The organism is Janthinobacterium sp. GW823-FHT03B06, from assembly GCF_058796955.1.
In genome coordinates, this window is the sequence record NZ_JBXAJE010000007.1 from 1 (window position 1) to 22,389 (window position 22,389).

The window sequence follows — 22,389 nt, forward strand, 5'->3', positions numbered from 1 at the left end:
TTAAGCCTGGCCAAGACGGACCGGCCCCATTGCCTGCATGGCATCGCCGAAGCGGACGAGCTGTATGTGCTGGAGTCGGAAAAGGGATCGCGGCATCTGACCCGTGCGGCGCGCCGCCGTGGCGGTCATGCCCGCCGGCGTGGCATTTCCAATGAGCAGGTCTGCATCCTGGTGGCGCGCGACCGTACGGGACAAACTCTCGATTTCGTCACCGGAAAAGGGGCGCTGACGAAGGCGCAGGTGCGCCATTATTTATTGCCCATGATCGACAAGGATATCCTGTTGCTCACCGATAGCCATGCCGCCTATCGCGCCTTTGCCAAGGAAGCGGGGATCAGCCACCAGGCCGTCAATGTGCGCGCAGGCATCCGCGTGCAGGGCGCCGCGCATGTACAGAACGTCAATGCATATCACAGCCGCCTGCGGGCATGGCTACGCCCCTTTCACGGCGTGGCGACGCGCTACCTGCCGAATTACCTGGGCTGGCGCTGGATACTGGACGCCGGGCGTATCCGGTCGCCGGAAACATTATTGAAGGCAACGCTAGGAGCATTCCCACATCTGATGGTGACATAGCCAATGAAAAAGGCCCCGCTGCATCGCTGCAGCGGGGCGCTTGCCGGCAAGAACCGGTTTTATTTTTCCAGCTGCGTGCGCACGCGGGCGATCGCTTCGCGTACCTGGCGTGGCGCGGTGCCGCCCACGTGGTCGCGCGCGGCAACGGAGCCTTCCAGGGTCAGCACCTCGAATACGTCTTCGCCGGTCAGCGGCGAAAACGCGCGCAGCTGCTCCAAAGACAGGTCGGCCAGGTCGCAGCCGGCATCGACGCAGGCGCGCACGGCCAGGGCCACCGCTTCATGGGCGTCGCGGAACGGCAAGCCTTTCTTGACCAGATAGTCGGCCAGGTCGGTCGCCGTGGCGTAGCCTTGCAGGGCCGCCGCGCGCATCGCTTCCGGTTTCACCGTGATGCCGCCGGCCATGTCGGCGAAGATGCGCAGGGTATCGATGACGGTATCGACGGTGTCGAACAGCGGTTCCTTGTCTTCCTGGTTGTCCTTGTTGTAGGCCAGCGGCTGGCCTTTCATCAGGGTCAAGAGGCCAATCAGGTGGCCGTAGACGCGGCCCGTCTTGCCACGCGCCAGTTCCGGCACGTCCGGGTTTTTCTTTTGCGGCATGATCGACGAGCCGGTGCAGAAGCGGTCGGCGATGTCGATGAAGCCGATGCGTGGGCTCATCCAGATCACCAGCTCTTCGGCCATGCGCGACACGTGCATCATCAGCACGGCGGAGGCGGCGCAAAATTCGATGGCGAAGTCGCGGTCCGAGACGGCGTCGAGCGAGTTGTGGCACACGTCGTCAAAGCCCAGCGTTTTTGCCACGCGCAGGCGGTCGATGGGGAAGGTGGTGCCGGCCAGGGCGGCGGCGCCCAGCGGCAGGCGGTTGACGCGCTTGCGGCAGTCGGCCATGCGCTCGGCGTCGCGGCCGAACATTTCGACATACGCCAGCATGTGGTGGCCGAAAGTGATCGGCTGGGCCACCTGCATGTGGGTGAAGCCCGGCATGATGGTGTCGGCATGCTGCTCGGCCAGGTCCGTCAGCGCGCTGCGCAACGTCGCCAGCAGGGCGCTGATGTCGTCGATGGCGGAACGCACGTACAGGCGGATGTCGGTGGCCACCTGGTCGTTGCGTGAACGGCCCGTGTGCAAGCGCTTGCCCGCATCGCCTACCAGTTCGGTCAGGCGTTTTTCGATATTCAGGTGGACATCTTCCAGGTCCAGCAGCCATTCGAACTGGCCGGCGGCGATTTCCTGCGAAATTTGCGCCATGCCGCGCTGGATTTCCGCGTAGTCGGCCGGGCTGATGATGGCTTGCGCATGCAGCATTTCCGCATGGGCCAGCGAACCTTCGATGTCGAACAGCGCCAGGCGCTTGTCAAAAAATACAGAAGCTGTGTAGCGCTTGACGAGGTCCGAGACCGGTTCGGAAAACCGGGCCGACCAGGCTTCGCCCTTTTTGGAGAATTGATCAGTCATGAAAGAAGTCCTTTAGTGTACGGCGATTATAAACAAGGTTGGCCGGCGGTAGGGCTTTTAGGGGTTTGCAGGGCGCTGAAATGGCCAGGAATGGGGCTGGCCAGCCTCAAATGCCACGCCGGGTGCCTGTTGTGCGTTTCATCGGGGCTTTTTGTATTCTGTCCCGCGAATCGTGCGTTTGGTCGCAATCCGATGGCGGTTCAGGGAGGATCGGCCTACAGTTCAATCATCGCAGCACACAACCACCCACTCACAGGACACCATCATGAACATCGCTAAAAACATGGAAGCCATCTTCGTTGCCATCATCGCCGTCGCCGCCGCCACCAGCCTGGCCACCGCCGCCGTGCCGAAGTTCCGCGCCGCACCGGCCCCCATCGCCCCCATCGCCGCCAGCGCCGATCAAGCCACCATGCACACGGTGTACGTCAGCGCCAAGCGCTTGAGCGCCGAAGAAAAAGCCGCCCTGTAAGCGTGGCGATGGGATTGCAGGCAGTACAAGAAGCATCGGCAGCAAACAGCAACACCGCATCATGGACAGGCAGAACGGGCGGCGCCCCCGGTTCTATCGAGCCCTGGTGACAGCCGCAGCAAAAAGGCCGATGATCGTGTTTTCAACGATAGCAGGGCCTGCGCGATGTCACATTTGATGATCAGCACCGACAGGGCGGAACTCGACGTTCCAGCCATCCACCATTTTCTCAGCACACAATCGACATGGGCCATCGGCATCCCGTTGGCCACCGTACAGCGCGCGATCGACCATTCGCTCTGCTTTGGCGGCACGCTGGACGGCCGTCAGGTGGCGTTCGCCCGCGTGGTCACCGACTACGCCACGTTTGCCTATCTGGTCGACGTGTATGTGCTGGAAGAATACCGCGGCCGTGGCTACAGCCAGCGCCTGATGGAGGTCGTGACGGCGCATCCCGGCTTGCAGGGCTTGCGCCGTTTCATGCTGGCCACCAGCACGGCGCATGATTTGTATGCACGCTACGGCTTTACGGCGCCGCTCAGGCCGGAGACGCTGATGGAGCGGTATGTGCCGGATATCTACCAGCGTTGATTGCCTGAGCCGCCAGGCCGGCGCTCACTGCCAGTGCATCAGGCAGGGCGGAATCAAGAGCAGCAGCGCCAGCACCAGGTAGATCAGCTGCAGCGGGATCATCCATTTGGCCCACGTGATCCAGGGCACGCGCGCCAGCGCCAGCACGCCGACGGTGATGCCGGACGTGGGGATCATCGGCGTGGTGAATTCGCCGAACTGGAAGGCCAGGATGGCCGTCTGGCGCGTCACGCCGACCAGGTCGGCCAGCGGCGCCATGATGGGCATGGTCAGCGCCGCCTGGCCGCTGCCCGAGTGGATGAAGAAGTTGATCACCGACTGCATGAAGAACATCTTTTGCGCGGCGAAGACGGGGCTCGACGAGGCCACCAGGGGCGTCAATGCATGCAGTATGGTGTCGATGATCTGCGCGTCGCGCGCCAGGATCATGGTGCCGCGCGCCAGCGCGATGACCAGCGCCACGCTGACCATGTCGCGCGCGCCCTGCACGAAGGAGGCGACCAGGCTGTCCATGTCGAGCCGGCCGACCAGGCCGACGATGATGGCCATCACCAGGAACAACGCGGCGATTTCATCGATGAACCAGTCGTACTTGACGACGCCGACGACCATCGTCAGCAAGGTCGCCATGAAGATCCACAGCACGGCGCGGTGCGTGCGCGTCATGCCGGCAAAGCTGTCCAGGTCCATCGAATGTTCGCTGCGCTTTTCGATATCGAGCAGGTAGGTCGGGCTTTTTTCCGGATGGCGCTTGATGCGCGCCGCATACCACATCAAAAACACGATGCTGACGGCAGTGGCGATGGCCCACACGATCAGGCGGTAGCCGATGCCGGAAAAGATCGGCACGCCCGCGATGCCCTGCGCGATGCCGACGTTGAACGGATTTAAAAAGGCGGCGGAAAAGCCCACCTGCGAGCCGATGAAGGGAATCGACACGCCCGTGATGGTGTCGTAGCCCAGGGCCAGGGCCAGCGGCACGAAGATCAGGATGAAGGGAATCGCTTCCTCGTTCATGCCGAAGGTGGCGCCGCCCAGCGAAAACATCGTAAAAAAGACGGGGATGATGGCGGCGCGCACGAAGCGCGAACTGGTATGGGCCTTGGCGATGGCCTTGATCAGCGAGTCGAAGGCTTCCGTTTTTTGCAGCACGGCGAAGGCGCCGCCGACGATCAGCACGAAGCCGATGATCAGGCTGGCGTCGACGAAGCCCTTGATGGGCGCCATCATCAGCGCGGCCAGTCCCTGCGGCTTGTTGGCTACGTAATGAAACGTGCCGGGGATGATCAGCTGCTTGCCATTGACCAGCTGGGTGTCGAATTTCCCGCCCGGCACCAGCCAGGTCGCCAGGGCGATCATGGCCAGGATGGCGCACAGCAGGACGAAGGTATTGGGAAGCTTGAATGTTCTCATGGCGCTTTTTTGTGACATTTATTGGCTCAGCAGGCTGCCGCCGCGGAAGGCGATGCTGCCTGCGACCTTGCCGACGTTCATGCCGCGCAGGACGTGGCGGTGGGCGCTGCGCGCAAAAAAGACGCCGGCGACGGTGCAGCGCAAGGTTGTCGTCTCGCCGCTGACGGGGTCGATCAGGTCGGCCACCGCGTCGCCGGCGGCCAATACGTCGCCCATTTCCCGCAGGTAGACCAGCACGCCGTGATGCGGCGCGAGGATCGGTTCCACGCCCGCCAGCGGCGTTGGCGTACATTGCGGCGCGGGCAGGTCGTCGCCGGCGCCGGCGATGTCCAGCACGCCCTCGATGGCGAGAAAGCGCAGCAGGGCGGCGGCGTCGCGTTCGGCCAGGGCGTAGCTCACCTCCACCTCGCCGCGCAGTTCGACGGTGGTCGACAGGCAGGCGGCGGGAATCGGATAGCGGCCGCCGAAGTGCGCGTCGAGATCCCACCACAAGCGGCTGCAGGCTTCGTCGAACGGCTCTTCGCCTGCCGCCAGTTCCAGCAGCACGGCGCGCGCACCCAGGAGCGCGGAAAGGGGCGCGATCTGCGCCGCCAGCGGCGTGCCCGTATAGATGTGCAGGGCTGCCTCGTTATCGCAATGCAGGTCGAGCACGATGTCGGCGTCGATGGCCATGCCCAGCAGGGTTTTCTTCAGCGTCTCCGCATCCGTGCCCGGCCGCCAGGCGGCGACGGCGGCGCGCGCGTGCTCGCGTATCAGCGCCACGTTGGCTTGCGCATCCTGCCCCAGCTGGCCATCGAGCGTGGTTTTCAGTTCATTAGCCACGTGGCGGTAGGCGCGGTTGAAGTTGATGCCGGTGGTCAGGTCGAAACGGCCGAACGGCGCGCCATGGATGGCTTGCGCCAGGCCGATCGGGTTGGCGGCCGGTACCAGGATGATTTCGCCGTGCACCTTGCCGGCCGCTTCCAGCGCCAGCAGTTCTCGGCGCAAAAATTGCGACACCAGCATGCCCGGCACCTCGTCCGCGTGCAGGGCCGCCTGGATGTAGACCTTCTTGCCGCTGCGGCTGGTGGCGGCCGCGGTGCCGAAGTGGAAGCTGCTCAATTGGCATGACATGCTGGCGTGCGCGGTGGAGATGGAATGCTGCTGTACTTGCATGGTGGGCGCCCCGAAAAGGTGCATGGTTGATGGATTCCGGTCGATTATGTAGCAATATTTTCACGAAGTAAATCAATGAAAATCCTTTTACAAATATTTGTTGAGTTTTCTTTTTGATATGAGTACAGTAAGTTCCAGCGACCCGATTTCCCCCTCCGCCAGTGATCAGCAGTGCCCAAGAATACAGGCCGCCAGTGATATGAGAGCATCCGCCAGTCCTGCCAGAAGCAGCGCCCCCACGCCACTTGCCACCTCGCTGGCGTCGCCCGATGCCGCCTTCGCGCAATCGCCGCTGGGGCAGGCGCTGATGCACGTGCTGGCCGGCGGCTCGGCTTCGCAGCGGCAGATCGCCGATTACCTGCTGCGCAACCAGATGCGCGTGACGGCGCTGGGCATCGAGGAACTGGCCGACAGCTGCCAGGTGTCGACGGCCACCATCAGCCGCTTCGCGCGCGATATCGGTCAGAAGAATTACTCGGCCATGCGCGGCGCCATGGCCGAAACCCTGCAATCGCTGCTGCAGCCGGTCGACAAACTGCGCCGCACGATAGAACGGCGCGCGCGCGCCACCTCGCCCATCACGGAAAGCCTGGAATATGCGGCCGCGAACATCGCCGCCACGTCCGATGCCCTGTCGCCGCCCGCCATGCTGGCCGTGGTGCGCCGCCTGACGCGCGCCAAGGTCGTTTACGTGATGGGTTTCGGCCTGTCGGCCAACCTGGCGGGCATGCTGGTGCAGCATCTGCAGCCGTTTTGCCCGCACGTGGTGGAAGTGGTGGGCATCGGCGGCTCGGAAGTGGCGGCCGGTCACCTGGTCAACCTGACGGCGCAGGACGTGCTCGTGGTGATCTCGTTCCCCCGCTACACGCTCGACTGCATCGGCCTGGCCAGCTTTGCGCGCGACCGCGGCGCCTGCATCGTGGCGCTTACCGACTCGCCCGCGTCGCCCCTGGGCGAACTGGCCGACCACGCGCTGTATGCGCAAAGCACGCATCCCGTCCTGCCCAGCAGCGCCAGCACGGCGCTGGCCATGATCGAGGCGCTGGCCGTGGCGCTGATGGTATCGAACAGGAAGAACGTAGAAAAAGCGGCCCGCTTGAGCGAAGTCATCTCCGCCTATCTGTATGGCGGCGAACATGGCGTGCAAGGCGCGCGGAAAACAGCTTCAAAGCAACGCAAGGCAGTCCCAAAATCATTATAAAAATCAGGCATCAACATCCGGGGAGAATGACAATGCAGATGAAAAAACAGGACGGCGGCTCCTTGCCGCGCGAATCGGTGCTGGCGCAAGGCGTGCGGCTGGCGCTGGGGGCCCTGAGCGTGTCGGCGGCGCTGGGCATGCTGGCCGGCGGCGCGCAGGCGCAAGAGCAGGGACCGGATGTGGAGCCGGCGCCGAAAAAAATGCAGCGCGTGGAAATCACGGGGTCGGCCATCAAGCGGCTGGAGTCGGAGACGGCGCTGCCCGTGCAGATCATCACGCGGGCCGAGATCGAAAAGGCGGGCGTGACGACGGCGGCCGAGCTGATGGCGCGCGTGTCGGCCAACGTGGGCGGCCTGACCGATGGCGTCAGCATCAACGTGGGCGGCGACCAGCGCGGCTTCAACAGCGCCAACCTGCGCGGCGTGGGCACCTCGTCGACCCTGGTGCTGCTCAATGGCCGCCGCATGGCCAACTTTGCCTCGCCCGGCGACGATGCGGGCGTGGACCTCAATAACATTCCCGCCGCCGCCCTGCAGCGTGTGGAAGTGCTGCTCGACGGCGCCTCGGCCCTGTACGGCACGGACGCCATCGGCGGCGTCATCAATTTTATTACGCGCAAGGATTACCAGGGCGTGGAGCTGAACGCCTACGGCAGCGGCACGCAGGAAGGCGGCGCCGGCAAGCGCACGGCCAGCATCACGGCCGGCACGGGCGACCTGGCCACGGATGGCTACAATATCTTTGCCGTGGTCGACCTGCAAAAAACCGACCGTCTGAGCACCTCGCAGCGCAAGTTCATTCCGCACCTGCAGGTGCCGGAACGCCTCGGCCATTTGCTGTCCAGTTACACCAGTCCGGCAAATATCCGCCTCTCCAGCGACCAGCGCGACTACCTGCAGGAGCAGGGCTTCCTGCTCAATGGCCAGCCGATCACGAATCGCCTGATTAATCTGTCGATTCCGGGCTGCAGCGGACCGGCCAATGTGTACCTGCCTGCCGGCACGGGCGGCGTCGATGCGTGTACCTATAACTACATGGGCGACACCGAGCTGTATCCGAAAACGGACAAGCAGAACCTGCTCACGCGCGGCGTCCTCAAATTGAACAACGATCACCAATTGTATGCGGAGGTGGCGCTGAGCCGCTCGCGCAGCTATTACGTGGGATCGACAGCGCGGCCGGATGGCGAAATCGACGCCAGCATGGTGCCGCAGCTGAACGCTGCCGGGTTGACCGGCACGCTGGCCCTGCGCATCCGCCTGAACGAAGCGGGCATGCGCACCAGCGAATTGACCAGCGAAAGCCAGCGTTACGTGGTGGGCGCCACCGGCACCGTGGGCGGCTGGGATTACGACGTGGGCTTGAATCACAGTGTCAATGTGGTCAGGGACAAGGACACGCACGGCTACCTCCTGGCAGACCAGCTACAAAAGGGCATCACGGATGGCACCATCAATCCCTTCGGCCCCTCCAGTGCGGCGGGCAAGGCGCTGCTCGAGAGCATCCAGGTCAACGACGAAGTGCGGCACGCGCGCGGCGTCATGGATGCGCTCGATTTCAAGGTGTCGCGTGCCTTGATGTCCATGGGCGGCGGCGACATGGCGTTGGCGGTGGGCGGCGAAGTGCGGCGCGAGCGCACGGATTTCCGGCCATCCGCATTGCTAATGAGCGGTAACATCACCAACGATGACGCGCCCGAAGGCGGCGTGGCCACCAGCGACAGCCGCAACGTGCAGGCCATCTATAGTGAATTGCTATTGCCGTTTAGCAAGCAATGGCAGGCGCAGCTGTCCGGCCGCTATGACCATTACCAGCAAGTGGGCGGCGCCCTCAGTCCGAAGATCGGCCTGACCTACATGCCCAGCAAGGAGGTGCTGCTGCGCGCCTCGGCCGGCAAGGGCTTCCGCGCGCCGTCGATGTCGGACCTGCATCGGCCCACTGTCTACAGCCAGACGGCGACCCTGCCTGATCCCGTGTACTGCGAAGCCGAGAACAACGACTACTCCGTCTGCGCCGACAACTGGCGTACGCGCCGCTACAGCAACGACAAGCTGAAACCGGAGCGCAGCCGCCAGTTCACGGCCGGCGTGGTGCTCGAACCCGGCCAGCACTGGACCTTCAGTGCCGACTACTGGAACATCAGGCGCACGGATTTGATCAGCGAAATCGGCGACGACATCATCCTGTCCAACCTGTCCAAGTACGGCAACCTCGTACACCGCGACGAAGACAATGGAATCCGCTACATCGAGCTGCGCAAGGAAAACCGCGGTGCGCAAAAAGCCTCGGGCATCGATATCACGGCCGACCTGCATGGCGTGAAAACGGCGTGGGGACGCTTTGGCGGACATCTGAGCGGCACCTATGTGCTCGGCTCAAAAATCCAGACCAGCCCTGGCGATGTCTTCATCAGCAATCTGAACAAGTTCGTCACGGACGGCGTGGTGCAGCGCTGGCGCCATACGATCACCCTCGACTGGGACAATGGCCCGTATTCGGCCAGCCTGTCGAACACGTACTCAAGCGGCTACGATGACCAGAACTCGGCCATCAATACCGACGACGGCAGCGTGGTCAAGCCGAACCGCGTGAAGGCCTACACGCTGTGGGACATGTCGGGCGCGTATGCGGTCAGCCAGCAGTTCAAGCTGCGCGCCGGCATACAGAATCTGTTCAATACCAGTCCGCCATACTCGAACCAGGCATTTTTCTTCCTGTCCGGCTATGACCCCAGCTACGCTGATCCGCGCGGCCGGCGCTTCTACGCCAGCGCCAATTACAGCTTCAAGTAAGCAGTTTTACATAGAAGCGTGGAGATAGCGCAACAACGCTGTCATATGCGGCAAGTAGTATCGTAGTTCGATGCAGTTGGGTGGCAGGCAGCAGTTTTGGCAGCAAGGGCGCGCGCCGGTATCAACAAGTGCGCGCCCCTTTCCTTGTATTCGAAAGGCATCATGAAATTATTCTCAAGCCGGTACCACACCTTTTGCGCCGCGCTGCTGTTCGCGCTGGCATTGTGCAGCTTCCATGCCGTGGCGGCGCCCGGCGGCAGCGCCATCGGCAGCGCGCCGCAGGGCACGCTCGTCATCATCGGCGGCGGCCTGCGCGCCGACAATGCCGAAGTGTGGCAGCGCATCGTCAAGTTGTCGGGCGGTCCGGGCGCGCGCATCGCCGTGCTGGCCTCGGCCGCGATGAACCCGGAAAAATCGGGTGAAAGCATCATCAGGAAGCTCAATCAATATGGTGCGGACGCCTTTTTCGTGCCGCTGGCCGTCAAGCTGGCCAATCGCGATTACCGCAAGGCGGCCGAAGATCCGGCCATCGTCACGCAGATCAAGTCGGCCACCGGCATCTATTTTGCCGGCGGCGACCAGGGGCGCATCACGCAAGCGTTGCTGCGCCCGGACGGCAGCCGCACGGCCGCGCTGGAAGCCATCTGGTCGGTCTACCGCAACGGCGGCGTGATCGCCGGCTCCAGTGCCGGCGCGGCCATCATGAGCACCACCATGTTCTACGATGCCAAACCCGTGCTCGACATGCTCAAGATGGGCGTCACGGATGGCCGCGAGATCGCGCCCGGACTGGGCTTCATCGGCAGCGACGTTTTTGTGGACCAGCATCTGCTGGTGCGCGGGCGCTTTGCGCGCATGATTCCCGTGATGCTGAAAAAAGGCTATCACCTGGGACTGGGTATCGATGAAAACAGCGCCATGGTGGTCGACGCCATGCGCGACGTGGAAGTGATCGGCTACAGCGGCGCCCTGCTGATCGACCTGTCGGGCGCCATCAGCGACCGCGGCGTGAAAAATTTCAATATCAGCAATGCTGCCATCAGCTATCTGGACCGGGGCGACAAATTCAACCTCGTCACGCGCGTGTTTACGCCCTCGCCGGACAAGGCCGACAACAAGCTCGATCCGAACCAGCCCGACATGCGCGAACCCGTGTTTACCAACGATATCCTCGGCAACAACGCCGTGCTCGACCTGATGGGCAACCTGATCGACAACGCGCAGCAGGAAGCCATCGGCATCGCCTTCGGCAACCCGCGCGACCCGTACCCGGAGCTGGGCTTCGAGTTCCGCTTCAGTAAAACGGTCAACAGCGTCGGCTACAGCTCGACCGAGGCGGAAGCGTATTCGGTGCTCAAGCTGCGCCTCGACATCCGCCCCATCCAGCTGCGCCAGCCGCTGTACCGCTACAAGTAGCTTGCACTGGCGCGCCGCCAGCGCGGCCACGCGGCGATCGTCAGGGCCCGCAGCAGCCATTCGACGGGGCCATAGGCGTGGCCGCGCAGCCACCAGCGGCTCAGGGGCAGCTGCAGGCTGAAGATGATGAGGGCCAGCGCCAGTGCGCCGAGCGGCGAGACGCTGCCCATCAAGCGTGCGCCATACGCGAGGAACAGCCAGGCGCAGACGGCTGACTGCAGCAGGTAGTTCGACAGGGCCATGCGGCCCGTATCGGCCAGCAGCGCAAACAGCGTGCCGTCGCGCAGCCGTTCGAACAGGGTCAGCGCGCATGCCAGGTAGGCGCCCGCCAGCAGCGGCGCGCTCGCCAGGCCCGCGGCCAGTCCCGCCACCTGCCATGCCTGGCTCTCGCCATACACGGAGGTCCACGCATATACGGCGGCGCCGGGCAGGCCTGCCAGCGCGCCGGCCCACAGCAGGCGGCGGCGCAGCGGCAGATAGTCGGCCGCGTGCAGCAGCATCTCGCGCTTGCCGGCGGCCAGGCCGCACAGGAACATGGCCAGCGCGCACGGTGCCTGCACCAGCAGCAGGACGATCCAGATGTCGCTCAGTTCGCGCAAGTGCTGACTGACGACGGCGGCCGGCGTGGCGCGGTAGGCGGCCAGCGCCGTTGCCGCCTTTTGCGCCATCGCCACGGCGTTGTCCGCCGCGTCGCCCGCCGGCTGCAGGCTTTGCAGCCAGGCCATGCCTGCCCAGAACGCGGCGCAGACGGTGACGAGCACCAGGGCCAGGCACAGTGCCTGGCGTTCGCCGCAACGGTGCAGCGCCAGCAGCACGATGCCCAGCACGGCGTAGGTGGTCAGTATGTCGCCATGAAAAAGGAACACGGCATGCAGGGCGCCGATCAGCCACAGGCCCGCCTGCCGGCGCAGCATGCGCGGCACGAACGGCGCATCGGCGCGCGCGGCCGCCTGCATCTGCAAGGTGAAGCTGTAGCCGAACAGGAAGGAAAACAGCAGGTAGAACTTGGTCTCGAACAGCAGCGCGACAAGAAAATGCGTAGCGTGGTCGACGCCGCCGTGAAAGGCGGGATCGGTCATGCCCAGACCGAACCACGGTGTGGCGAAGGCGCCGATATTGACCACCAAAATGCCGAACAGGGCGCAGCCGCGCAGGGCGTCGACATCGGCAATGCGCGCGGGCGGGGTTGGCATGGCGGCGCTCATGCCAGGGCAGGGCGCAGGAAGCGCGCCAGCAGCAGGTGCAAACTGGCGCGCTGCGCCAGCGGCGCGTAATCGGGATCGACGGCGACCCGGTTGAAGATGCCGTCAATCAGCGCGGCGATCCAGCCGGCCGTTTGCGCGGCGTCCAGCGCGGCGTCGATCTGGCCTGCCGCCGCCGCCTCTGCCAGCAAGGTTTGCAGGCCGCCGCGCAGGCTGGCGTCGTTGCGCGCCACCCTGGCCGCGATGTCCGTGTCGCGCATCGCCTCGGCGGCAATGTCCAGCGCCAGTCCCGCAAAGTCCCCGTCGGCCGCCAGCGCCAGCACCAGGTCCATGAAGTCGAGCAGGGCGCCGTACGCATCGGCGCTGCCTTGCACGCCGGCGAAATAGGCGGCCGTCTCGCTGCCTTCCTGGTCGACGATGGCGGCGATGATGGCTTGCTTGGTGGGGAAATAGTGAAACAGGTTGCCAGGACTCATGCCCGCCTGCGTGCAGATGGCGGCGGTGCTGGTCTGGTGAAAGCCCTTGCGCGCGAAGCAGTGGCGCGCGGCGGCGAGAATGGCGTCGCGGCGGGCCGCGTGTTTATCGGGATCGATGGTGCGCATGGTGGTTGGCTGTCCTTTTGTTTAATCGACTAGTCAGTCTAATATAAGTGGATTGCGCGGCGCGGTCAAGCGGGGCGTGAAATGGATGCTTTGCAGTGCCGATTCCTGTCGCTACAATGTGCCGCACCGGATTTTTCCATGCCCGCCGCTGGCGCCGCTGTTTGTTCGGAAAACCGCTTCTTTTACCCGTTTTTCTACCGTGTTAGGAATGAGATGCAGCAGACCCCGATTCGATCCTTCCTGTGCGCGCTGGCGCTGGCCGCCGGCATCGTCCCTGCCGCGCAAGCGGCCAATGCTGCCCAGCCGGCCACCATGCGCCTCGATTACCAGCACAGCGGCAATGCGCTGGGCGAGCATTATGCGGTCGAGCGCGTGCTGGTCGAGCCCCTGCCATGGCCCGGTAACCTGGCGCGTCCCATCGATGACAGCAACCGCGGCAACAATATGCTGGAAGTGGTCGACATCAAGTCGGGCAAGGTGCTGTACTCGCGCGGCTTTTCCACCATCTTCGGCGAGTGGGCCAGCACCGACGAAGCGAAAACCACCACGCGCGCGTTTCAGGAATCCGTGCGCTTCCCGCAGCCCGAGCACCCCGTGCGCGTGCGCATCCTCAAGCGCGACGAGCGTGGCCTGTTTTCCATTGTGTGGAGCACCGACGTCGATCCTGCCGCGCAGGACGTGATCCGCAAGCAGCCGCCAGCGCCCGTCAAGCCGATCCCGATCCGTGTCGAAGGCCCCTCGTCCGAGAAGGTCGATCTCCTGATCATGGGCGATGGCTACACGGCCGCCGAAATGGGCAAGTTCGAAGCGACGGCGCGCAAATTGGCCGAGCACCTGTTTTCCGTCTCGCCATTTCGCGAGCGGGCCAAAGATTTCAACGTCTGGGCCATGGCCGCGCCGACGCAGGAATCGGGCGTGTCGCGTCCATCGACGGGCGTGCATCACGCCTCGCCGCTGGGCACGCGCTACGACATCTTCGGCAGCGAGCGCTATGTGCTGACGACGGACAACCGCGCGCTGCGCGACCTGGCGCAGTACGCGCCGTACGAATTCATCGAAATCCTCGTCAATAACGATACCTACGGCGGGGGCGGCATCTTCGGCCAGTTCAGCACGGCGGCAGCGAACAACGACTGGGCCAATTACCTGTTCGTGCATGAATTCGGCCACCATTTCGCCGGCCTGGCCGACGAGTACTACACTTCGCCCGTTGCCTACCAGTCGAACGGCGAGCGCCAGGAGCCGTGGGAGCCGAATGCCACGGCGCTGCGCGATCCGGCCAAGCTGAAATGGAAGAGCCACGTCAAGGCCGGCACGCCGCTGCCGACACCCTGGCCGAAGGAAGCGTACGACAGCCATGCGCGTGAATACCAGAAGCAGCGCGCCGCCCTGCGCGCGGCCAACCGCCCGGAAAGCGAGATGAGCGGCTTGTTCAAGGCCGACCTGGCGTACACGCAGCAGCTGTTCTCGAAGGCGCCGCAGCGCCATGCGGTGGGCGCCTTCGAAGGCGCGAACTATGAATCGTCCGGCTACTACCGTCCCGAGATGCAGTGCATCATGTTCGACCGCAGCGAGACCTTCTGTTCCGTATGTCAGGATGGGATCAGCACCATCATCGACCTGTATTCGCGTCCCGCCACGGTGCCGGGAAAATAATGCCGTTCATATCGTTGGAGTAAGCATGGCGGGCCATGTTGCATCGCAATAGCATGCCCCCCCGTTTCACCGTTCCCCGCCTTGCGCCGCGCGCCACGGCGCCGCGTAGTTTGTTTTTCAGGCAATTCCCCCTTCTTTTGCTCGGCCGCCCTTCTGTGCGCCAGCCCCGCGATATTATCAAATAAGCACCGCGATTCGATTGCTTGTCAATTAGTTCATTTAAATAATATTGATGTAGAATTTGATGTATATCAATGTTGCATCGCCGCAATCGCACTTATAGTTGACCTAGCTCAAAAACGATAAGCATGCGGACCGGACTCATCGCGAATCACGTATCTAAATGCTGTAGAGTAATTTTCGCCCTGTACCAGTTCCCCGAGAATGCACTGGTGCCGGCCTCGAATTTCAGTGACGGAAGCCGATTCATGAAGATGCAGACCCCCGCGCCTGACGCGTGCAATACCCTCCATCCCCACACACCGATTGCCTTGCCGTATGCGCGCGCCGGCGGCGTGACCCTGGCCATGAGCGCGGCCGCCACGCGTGCCGGCGCGGTGCGCTGCGTGCAGGCGGCCACGCCGTGGCCCGCCTTGCGTCCGGTCCAGGCATGACGGCCGGCTTGCACCCGCACTTGCCTTTGCAGGGCAAGCGTGGGCTGGTGGTGGGCATCGCCAATGCGCAAAGCATCGCATGGGGCTGCGCCAGCGCGCTGCGCGCGGCCGGTGCCGAACTGGCCGTGACCTGGCTCAATGACAAGGCCAGAGCGCACGTGGAGCCGCTGGCGCAGCAAGTGCAGGCGGCCATCATGGCGCCGCTCGACGTGGCCGTGCCGGGTCAATTGGAGGCGCTGTTCGCGCAGATCGGACGGCAGTGGGGCACGCTCGATTTCGTCGTCCATTCCATTGCCTACGCGCCGAAACAGGATTTGCATGGCAGGGTCACGGACAGTTCGGCCGACGGTTTCGCGCAGGCGATGGATATTTCCTGCCATTCCTTCATGCGCATGGCGAAGCTGGCCGAACCCCTGATGCGGGACGGCGGCAGCCTGATGACCATGAGCTACCTGGGCGCCGAGGAAGTCATCGCCGACTACGGCCTGATGGGGCCCGTGAAGGCGGCGCTGGAAGCGTCGGTGCGCTACCTGGCCGCCGAACTGGGGCCGCAAGGCATCCGCGTCAACGCCATTTCGCCGGGCCCACTGGAGACGCGGGCCGCTTCCGGCATCGCCCATTTCGACCGCCTGATGGCCGACGCCATCGAACGCTCGCCCATGCGCCGCCTGGCCACCATCGAGGACGTGGGCGCGCTGTGCGCCTTCCTCGCCGGCGACGGCGCGCGCGCCATCACGGGCGGCACCCTGTATGTCGATGGCGGCTACAACATTCTGAATTGACTGGAAGACGATGACCATGGCTGTTTCTACTTTGTCCAACCGCGCCAGGATGGCCGCGCTGGCCACCGCGCTGGCCCTGGCCGGCTGCGCCTCGCTGGCGCCGCCGTACGCGCCGCCGCCGTTGCCCGTGGCGGCGCAGTATCCGGAAGCCGATCCGGCCGGCGCGCAGGCGCCCGACGTCGCCTGGCAAGCCTACTTTGCCGACCCGTGTCTGCAGGCGCTCATTGCGCAGGCGCTGGCCGGCAACCGCGACATCCGCATCGCCGCCCTGCGCGTGGAAGAAGCGCGCGCCGCGTATGGCATCCAGCGCGCGGAGCAATTCCCCACCATCGCGCTGGGCGCCTCCGGCAGCCGCGCACGCGTGCCAGACGACCTGAGTCCGACGGGCCGCGCCATGACGAGCGCGCAGTACCAGGCGGGCTTGAACGTGAGCGCCTGGGAACTCGATTTCTGGGGCAGGGTGCGCAGCCTGAAGGACAGCGCCCTGCAAACCCTGCTGGCCAGCGACGAGGCGCGCCGCGCCGTCGGCGTGGCCCTGGTGGCGCAGGTGGCCAATGGCTATCTGGGCTTGCGCGAACTCGACGAGCGCGTGGAACTGGCGCGCGCCACCGTCGACAGCCGCGCCGAATCGCTGCGCATCTTCACGCGCCGCTTCGAGGTGGGGTCGATTTCCAAGCTGGACCTGACGCAGGTGGAAACCCTGCTCAGCCAGGCCCTGTCGCTGTCGGCCCAGCTGGAGCAGGCGCGCGCCGTGCAGGCGCATGCGCTGGCCCAGCTGGTGGGCGGCCCCGTCGACCTGACGCCGGTCGCTGGCGAGATGCGCCGCTTCGACGACGCCAGCGTGCTGCAGCCGCTGCATGCGGGCCTTCCCTCGGCCTTGCTGACGCAGCGTCCCGACCTGATGGCGGCCGAGCACCAGTTGCGCGCCGCGCAAGCCAATATCGGCGCCGCGCGCGCCGCCTTCTTCCCCACCATTTCGCTGACGGCGGCTTATGGCACGGCCAGCGCGGAATTGAGCGGCCTGTTCGACTCGGGCAGCGGGGCCTGGAATTTCGCGCCGCGCCTGGTACTGCCGATCTTTGACGCGGGCCGCATCCGCGCCAATATGGACCTGGCCGAGGTACGCCGCGACGTGGCCGTGGCCAATTATGAAAAGAGCGTGCAGGGCGCCTTCCGCGAAGTGGCCGACGCGCTGTCGAACCGGCGCTGGCTGGCGCTGCAGGTCGATATCGGCAAGACCACCTTGGCCGCGCAGAGCGAACGCGCGCGCCTGGCCAAGCTGCGCTACGACAATGGCGCCGCGCCCTACCTGGAAGTGCTCGATGCACAGCGCGACCTGCTGACGGTCGAGCAGCAGCTGGTGCAGACGCGCCGCGCGCTGCTGTCCAGCCAGGTCAGCCTGTACGCGGCCCTGGGCGGCGGCGCACCCGCACCCGCCGCCGCTTCCACCCACTAATTTGATCGCCCCGATACCATGAATGCTCAACTGAAGAAAAAACTCATCCCCGCGGCGCTCGTCGTGGCCGTTCTCGTGCTGGGCTACGTGGCCTGGCAAAAAATGCGCCCCACGGGCCCTGGCGAAGGTTTTGTCAGCGGCAATGGCCGCATCGAGGCGACGGAAGTCGACGTCGCCACCAAGCTGGCCGGCCGGGTCAAGGAGATCCTCGTGCGCGAGGGCGACTTCGTCAAGGCGGGCCAGCCGCTGGCCACCATGCAGGTCGACTCGCTGACGGCCCAGCGCGACGAGGCGCGCGCGCGCCAGCAGCAGGCGTCCGATGCCGTGGTCGGCGCGCAGGCGCAGGTGGCCGTGCGCGAAAGCGACAAGGCGGCCGCGCTGGCCATGGTGGCGCAGCGCGAAAGCGAACTCGATGCGGCCAGGCGCCGCCTGGCCCGTTCCGAAACCCTGTCGAAGGAAGGCGCTTCCTCGGTGCAGGAACTCGACGACGACCGCGCCCGCGTGCGCAGCGTGGCCGCCGCCCTGAATGCGGCCAAGGCGCAGGTGACGGCGGCGCAGGCGGCCATCGATGCGGCAAAAGCGCAGGTGGTCGGTTCGCGTTCCGCCGTCGTAGCCGCCGAGGCGACCACGGCGCGCATCGATTCCGACCTGGCCGATGGCCAGCTGATGGCGCCGCGCGACGGCCGCGTGCAATACCTGGTGGCGCAGCAGGGCGAAGTATTGGCCGGTGGCGGCAAGGTGCTCAACTTGGTCGACCTGTCGGACGTCTACATGACCTTCTTCCTGCCCGAGACGGCGGCCGGCAAGGTGGCGATGGGCGGCGAGGTGCGCCTCATCCTCGACGCGGCGCCCAATTACGTGATTCCCGCGACGATTTCGTTTGTCGCCGCCAGCGCGCAGTTCACGCCGAAGACGGTGGAAACGGCCAGCGAGCGCCAGAAGCTGATGTTCCGCGTGAAGGCGCAGATCAGCCGCGAGCTGCTGCAAAAGCACCTGGCGCTGGTGAAAGTGGGCTTGCCCGGCGTGGCCTGGGTGCGCCTCGATGCGAAGCAGCCATGGCCCGCTGAACTGACGACGAAGGTTCCGCAGTGAGCATGGACGTGACTTCCTTTGTCGTCAGCATCAAGGGCGTCAGCCAGCATTACGGCAAGACGGTGGCGCTCGACGGCATCGACCTCGACGTGCCGGCCGGCCGCATGGTGGGACTGATCGGCCCCGATGGCGTGGGCAAATCGAGCTTGCTGTCGCTGGTGGCCGGCGCACGCGCCGTGCAGCAGGGCAGCGTGATGGCGCTGGGCGGCGACATGCGCGATGCGCGCCACCGCGACGACGTCTGCCCGCGCATCGCCTACATGCCGCAAGGCCTGGGCAAGAATCTGTATCCGACCCTGTCGGTCGAGGAAAACCTGCAGTTTTTTGCGCGCCTGTTCGGCCATGACGCGGCCGAGCGCCGTCGCCGCATCGACCAGCTGACCCGCAGCACGGGCTTGCAGCCCTTCCTCGCGCGCCCGGCGGGCAAGCTGTCGGGCGGCATGAAGCAGAAGCTGGGCCTGTGCTGCGCCCTGATCCACGATCCCGACCTGCTCATTCTCGATGAGCCGACCACCGGCGTCGATCCCCTGGCGCGGGCCCAGTTCTGGGACCTGATCGCCGGCATCCGCGTGCAGCGCCCGCAGATGAGCGTGATGGTGGCCACCGCCTACATGGACGAGGCGCAGCGCTTCGACTGGTTAGTCGCCATGGATGACGGCAAGGTGCTCGATACGGGCACGCCGGCCGAACTGCTGGCGCGCACCGAAAGCGGCAACCTGGAAGCGGCCTTCATCAAGCTGCTGCCCGAAGCCAAGCGCGCCGGCCACCAGCCCGTCGTGATCACGCCGCTGGACGCCGCCAGCGCGCAGGACGTCGCCATCGAGGCCAAAGACCTGACCATGCGCTTCGGCGATTTTACCGCCGTCGACCATGTGAATTTTCGCATCGGCCGCGGCGAGATCTTCGGTTTTCTCGGTTCGAACGGCTGCGGCAAGTCGACCACCATGAAGATGCTCACGGGTCTGCTGCCGGCCACGGAAGGCAAGGCCTGGCTGTTCGGCAAGGAAGTCGATTCCAACGACATCGACACGCGCCGCAGGGTCGGCTACATGTCGCAGGCGTTTTCCCTGTACAGCGAACTGACGGTGCGCCAGAACCTGGTGCTGCACGCGCGCCTGTTCCACGTGCCGGAGGGCGAGATCCCGGCGAGGATCGACGAAATGGCGCAGCGCTTCGACTTGCGCGCCGTGATGGACGACTTGCCCGACAGCCTGCCGCTGGGCATACGCCAGCGGCTGTCGCTGGCCGTGGCCATGGTGCACAAGCCGGAAATGCTGATCCTCGACGAACCGACGTCCGGCGTCGACCCCATCGCACGCGACAATTTCTGGCGCCTGATGATCGAGCTGGCGCGGCGCGACCGCGTCACCATCTTCATTTCCACCCACTTCATGAACGAGGCCGAGCGCTGCGACCGCATCTCGCTGATGCACGCGGGTAAAGTGCTGGTCAGCGATGCGCCGGCCGAACTGGTGCGCAAGAAGGGCGCGCCGTCGCTGGAGGCGGCCTTCATCGCCTACCTGGAAGAGGCGGGCGGCGGCACGGCAGCGGCGGCGCAGGAAAGCGAAGCCGAAGCGCCCGTGCAGAAGGCTGAAGCGGCCGCACCGCAGCACCGCCGCAGCCGTTTCAGCGTGAGCCGCATGCTCAGCTACATGTGGCGCGAGGCGCTGGAATTGCGCCGCGACCCCGTGCGCCTGACCCTGGCGCTGGGCGGCTCCGTGCTGCTGCTGTTCGTCATCGGCTTCGGCATCAGTCTGGACGTCGAAGACTTGAGCTATGCGGTGCTCGACCACGACCAGACGACCCTGAGCCAGAATTACACGAACAACCTGGCCGGCTCGCGCTACTTCGTCGAGCGCCCGCCGTTGCGCGACTATGCCGATATCGACAAGCGCATGCGCAGCGGCGAACTGTCGCTGGCCATCGAGATCCCGCCCGGCTTCGCGCGCGACGTGCAGCGCGGCGCGCCGGCGCAGGTGGGCGCGTGGATCGACGGCGCCATGCCGATGCGCGCCGAAACCGTGCAGGGCTACGTGCAGGGCATGCATCAGCTGTGGCTGGCCGACCAGGCCTTGCACCGCTATGGCATCACGATGAGCAATCCCGTCGCCATCCAGACGCGCTACCGCTACAACCCGGACGTGAAAAGCCTGCCCGCCATGGTGCCGGCCGTGATTCCCCTGCTGCTGCTGATGCTGCCGGCCATGCTGGCGGCGCTGTCCGTGGTGCGCGAAAAGGAACTCGGCTCCATCATCAACCTGTACGTGACGCCCGTCACGCGCCTGGAATTTTTGCTCGGCAAGCAGGTGCCCTACGTCGTGCTGGCCATGTTCAACTTCGTCCTCATGGCCTTGCTGGCGGTCACCGCCTTCGGCGTGCCGATCAAGGGCAGCTTGCCGACCCTGATCGGCGCCACCTTCATCTTCAATATCTGCGCCACGGGCATCGGCCTGTTCGCCTCGACCTTTACGCGCAGCCAGATCGCGGCCCTGTTCGTGACCATGATCGGCACCATGATCCCTGCCATCCAGTTTTCCGGCCTGCTCAATCCCGTATCGTCGATGGAAGGCGTGGGCAAGGCCATCGGCCTGATGTACCCGGCCACGCACATGCTCAATATCAGCCGCGGCGTATTCAACAAGGCGCTGGGCTTCGGCGACCTGCACGCCTCGTTCTGGCCCCTGCTCGTCGCCATTCCCGTGATCCTCGGCGTGACGGTGGCGCTGCTGAAGAAACAGGAGAGCTGACATGCGCCATCTTGAAAACATCTACCGCCTGGGCGTGAAGGAAATCTGGAGCCTGATCCGCGATCCGATGATGCTGATCCTGATCCTCTACACGTTCACCCTGGCCATCTACGTGGCCGCCACGGCCAAGCCGGAAACCCTGCACATGGCCTCGATCGCCATCGTCGACGAGGATGGTTCGCCGCTGTCCGCGCGCATCGCCTCGGCCTTCTTCCCGCCCCAGTTCACGCCGCCGGCCATGATCAACCAGAGCCAGGTCGATGCGGGCCTCGACGCGGGCCGGTACACCTTCGTGCTGACGATCCCGCCCAAGCTGCAGGCCGACGTGCTGGGCGGGCGCCAGGCGGAACTGCAGCTGAACGTGGACGCCACGCGCATGAGCCAGGCCTTCAGCGGCAGCGGCTACATCCAGCAGATCGTCGCTGGCGAGATATCGGAATTCGCCAAGCGCTACCGGGGCGCAACCGTCTCGCCCGTGGAGCTGGTGATGCGCGCGCGCTTCAACCCGTCGCTGAGCCAGGCCTGGTTTGGCTCGCTGATGGAGCTCATCAACCAGGTGACGATGCTGTCGATCATTTTGACGGGCGCGGCGCTGATACGCGAGCGCGAACACGGCACCATCGAGCATTTGCTGGTGATGCCCGTGACGCCGGCCGAGATCATGCTGGGCAAGGTCTGGTCGATGGGCCTGGTGGTGCTGCTGGCCGCCGCCCTGTCGCTGAACCTGGTGGTGCGCGGCATGCTGCACGTGCCGATCGAAGGCTCGATCGCGCTGTTCCTGTGCGGCGCGGCCCTGCACCTGTTTGCCACCACCTCGATGGGCATTTTTCTGGCCACGGTGGCGCGCAGCATGCCGCAGTTCGGCATGCTCCTGATCCTCGTGCTGCTGCCGCTGCAGATGCTGTCGGGCGGCAGCACGCCGCGCGAAAGCATGCCCGAGCTGGTGCAGAACATCATGCTGATCGCCCCGACCACGCATTTCGTCGAATTGAGCCAGGCGATTCTGTACCGGGGTGCCGGCATCGACGTAGTGTGGAAACCGTTCCTGGCCTTGCTGGCCATCGGCACGGCCCTGTTTACCTTCGCGCTGGCGCGCTTTCGCAAGACCATCAGCCAGATGGCGTAGCCCCCGCGCCGGAATGGTCCGGCGTTTTTTGCATGAAAA

The 22,389-nt window shown here is 65.0% G+C and carries 18 protein-coding genes; 13 read left to right on the top strand and 5 right to left on the bottom strand.

Annotation, left to right across the window (positions count from 1 at the left end; translation table 11 throughout):
* Positions 1–576: IS1595 family transposase (locus AC1RBA_RS21170; protein WP_492419758.1), on the top strand; the 576-nt coding region annotated here is incomplete at its 5' end.
* Positions 577–635: 59 nt separating this feature from the next.
* On the opposite strand, the gene argH is transcribed toward AC1RBA_RS21170, so the two are convergent.
* The gene (argH, locus tag AC1RBA_RS21175) at positions 636–2,033 is read right to left on the bottom strand and encodes an argininosuccinate lyase (RefSeq protein WP_070288641.1); all 1,398 of its coding nucleotides are present in this window, start codon (positions 2,031–2,033) and stop codon (positions 636–638) included.
* 265 nt (positions 2,034–2,298) lie between these two features.
* Between argH and AC1RBA_RS21180 the strand changes: the two genes are divergently transcribed.
* Positions 2,299–2,505, top strand: coding sequence for a hypothetical protein (locus AC1RBA_RS21180; protein ID WP_492419759.1), 207 nt, complete (start codon positions 2,299–2,301; stop codon positions 2,503–2,505).
* Positions 2,506–2,670: 165 nt separating this feature from the next.
* Positions 2,671–3,096 carry a GNAT family N-acetyltransferase gene (locus AC1RBA_RS21185; protein ID WP_492419760.1) on the top strand — a complete coding sequence of 142 codons (426 nt, stop codon included), beginning with the start codon at positions 2,671–2,673 and terminating at the stop codon, positions 3,094–3,096.
* Between the two features lie 24 nt (positions 3,097–3,120).
* On the opposite strand, the gene AC1RBA_RS21190 is transcribed toward AC1RBA_RS21185, so the two are convergent.
* Positions 3,121–4,509: a YfcC family protein gene (locus tag AC1RBA_RS21190; RefSeq protein ID WP_162995779.1), complete on the bottom strand. Its 1,389-nt coding sequence runs from the start codon at positions 4,507–4,509 to the stop codon at positions 3,121–3,123.
* 18 nt (positions 4,510–4,527) lie between these two features.
* The gene (locus AC1RBA_RS21195; protein WP_492419761.1) at positions 4,528–5,688 is read right to left on the bottom strand and encodes a succinylglutamate desuccinylase/aspartoacylase family protein; all 1,161 of its coding nucleotides are present in this window, start codon (positions 5,686–5,688) and stop codon (positions 4,528–4,530) included.
* A 175-nt stretch (positions 5,689–5,863) separates the two neighbouring features.
* Here AC1RBA_RS21195 and AC1RBA_RS21200 point away from each other — a divergent pair, with 175 nt between their 5' ends.
* The 3 genes from AC1RBA_RS21200 (at position 5,864) to AC1RBA_RS21210 (ending at position 11,073) form a co-directional block, all read left to right on the top strand.
* Complete coding sequence (locus AC1RBA_RS21200; RefSeq protein ID WP_070288638.1) at positions 5,864–6,865, top strand: MurR/RpiR family transcriptional regulator; 1,002 nt, start codon at positions 5,864–5,866, stop codon at positions 6,863–6,865.
* Between the two features lie 32 nt (positions 6,866–6,897).
* A complete protein-coding gene (locus AC1RBA_RS21205) occupies positions 6,898–9,657 on the top strand; it encodes a TonB-dependent receptor (RefSeq protein ID WP_070288637.1) in 2,760 nt (919 codons plus the stop codon).
* A 162-nt stretch (positions 9,658–9,819) separates the two neighbouring features.
* Positions 9,820–11,073: a cyanophycinase gene (locus tag AC1RBA_RS21210; protein ID WP_099409200.1), complete on the top strand. Its 1,254-nt coding sequence runs from the start codon at positions 9,820–9,822 to the stop codon at positions 11,071–11,073.
* On the opposite strand, the gene AC1RBA_RS21215 is transcribed toward AC1RBA_RS21210, so the two are convergent.
* Positions 11,064–12,266 carry a DUF418 domain-containing protein gene (locus AC1RBA_RS21215; protein WP_492419762.1) on the bottom strand — a complete coding sequence of 401 codons (1,203 nt, stop codon included), beginning with the start codon at positions 12,264–12,266 and terminating at the stop codon, positions 11,064–11,066. The two genes, AC1RBA_RS21210 and AC1RBA_RS21215, sit on opposite strands and share 10 nt — an antisense overlap.
* An 8-nt stretch (positions 12,267–12,274) precedes the next feature.
* A complete protein-coding gene (locus tag AC1RBA_RS21220) occupies positions 12,275–12,877 on the bottom strand; it encodes a TetR/AcrR family transcriptional regulator (protein WP_409027807.1) in 603 nt (200 codons plus the stop codon).
* 213 nt (positions 12,878–13,090) lie between these two features.
* Between AC1RBA_RS21220 and AC1RBA_RS21225 the strand changes: the two genes are divergently transcribed.
* From AC1RBA_RS21225 to AC1RBA_RS21255, 7 genes are all read left to right on the top strand, one after another.
* A complete protein-coding gene (locus AC1RBA_RS21225) occupies positions 13,091–14,533 on the top strand; it encodes an IgA Peptidase M64 (RefSeq protein WP_070288634.1) in 1,443 nt (480 codons plus the stop codon).
* Positions 14,534–14,961: 428 nt separating this feature from the next.
* A complete protein-coding gene (locus AC1RBA_RS21230) occupies positions 14,962–15,147 on the top strand; it encodes a hypothetical protein (protein ID WP_070224279.1) in 186 nt (61 codons plus the stop codon).
* On the top strand, positions 15,144–15,929 hold the full coding sequence (gene fabI, locus AC1RBA_RS21235; protein ID WP_070288633.1) for an enoyl-ACP reductase FabI: 786 nt from the start codon (positions 15,144–15,146) through the stop codon (positions 15,927–15,929). Before AC1RBA_RS21230 ends, fabI begins: the two co-directional genes overlap by 4 nt.
* A gap of 10 nt (positions 15,930–15,939) precedes the next feature.
* Positions 15,940–17,385, top strand: a complete 1,446-nt coding sequence (locus AC1RBA_RS21240) for an efflux transporter outer membrane subunit (RefSeq protein ID WP_492419763.1) — start codon at positions 15,940–15,942, stop codon at positions 17,383–17,385.
* A gap of 18 nt (positions 17,386–17,403) precedes the next feature.
* Complete coding sequence (locus AC1RBA_RS21245; RefSeq protein ID WP_492419764.1) at positions 17,404–18,477, top strand: HlyD family secretion protein; 1,074 nt, start codon at positions 17,404–17,406, stop codon at positions 18,475–18,477.
* A 2-nt stretch (positions 18,478–18,479) separates the two neighbouring features.
* Positions 18,480–21,224: a ribosome-associated ATPase/putative transporter RbbA gene (gene rbbA, locus AC1RBA_RS21250; RefSeq protein ID WP_070288631.1), complete on the top strand. Its 2,745-nt coding sequence runs from the start codon at positions 18,480–18,482 to the stop codon at positions 21,222–21,224.
* Between the two features lies 1 nt (position 21,225).
* Positions 21,226–22,350 carry an ABC transporter permease gene (locus tag AC1RBA_RS21255; protein ID WP_070224284.1) on the top strand — a complete coding sequence of 375 codons (1,125 nt, stop codon included), beginning with the start codon at positions 21,226–21,228 and terminating at the stop codon, positions 22,348–22,350.
* Positions 22,351–22,389: the final 39 nt, after the last annotated feature.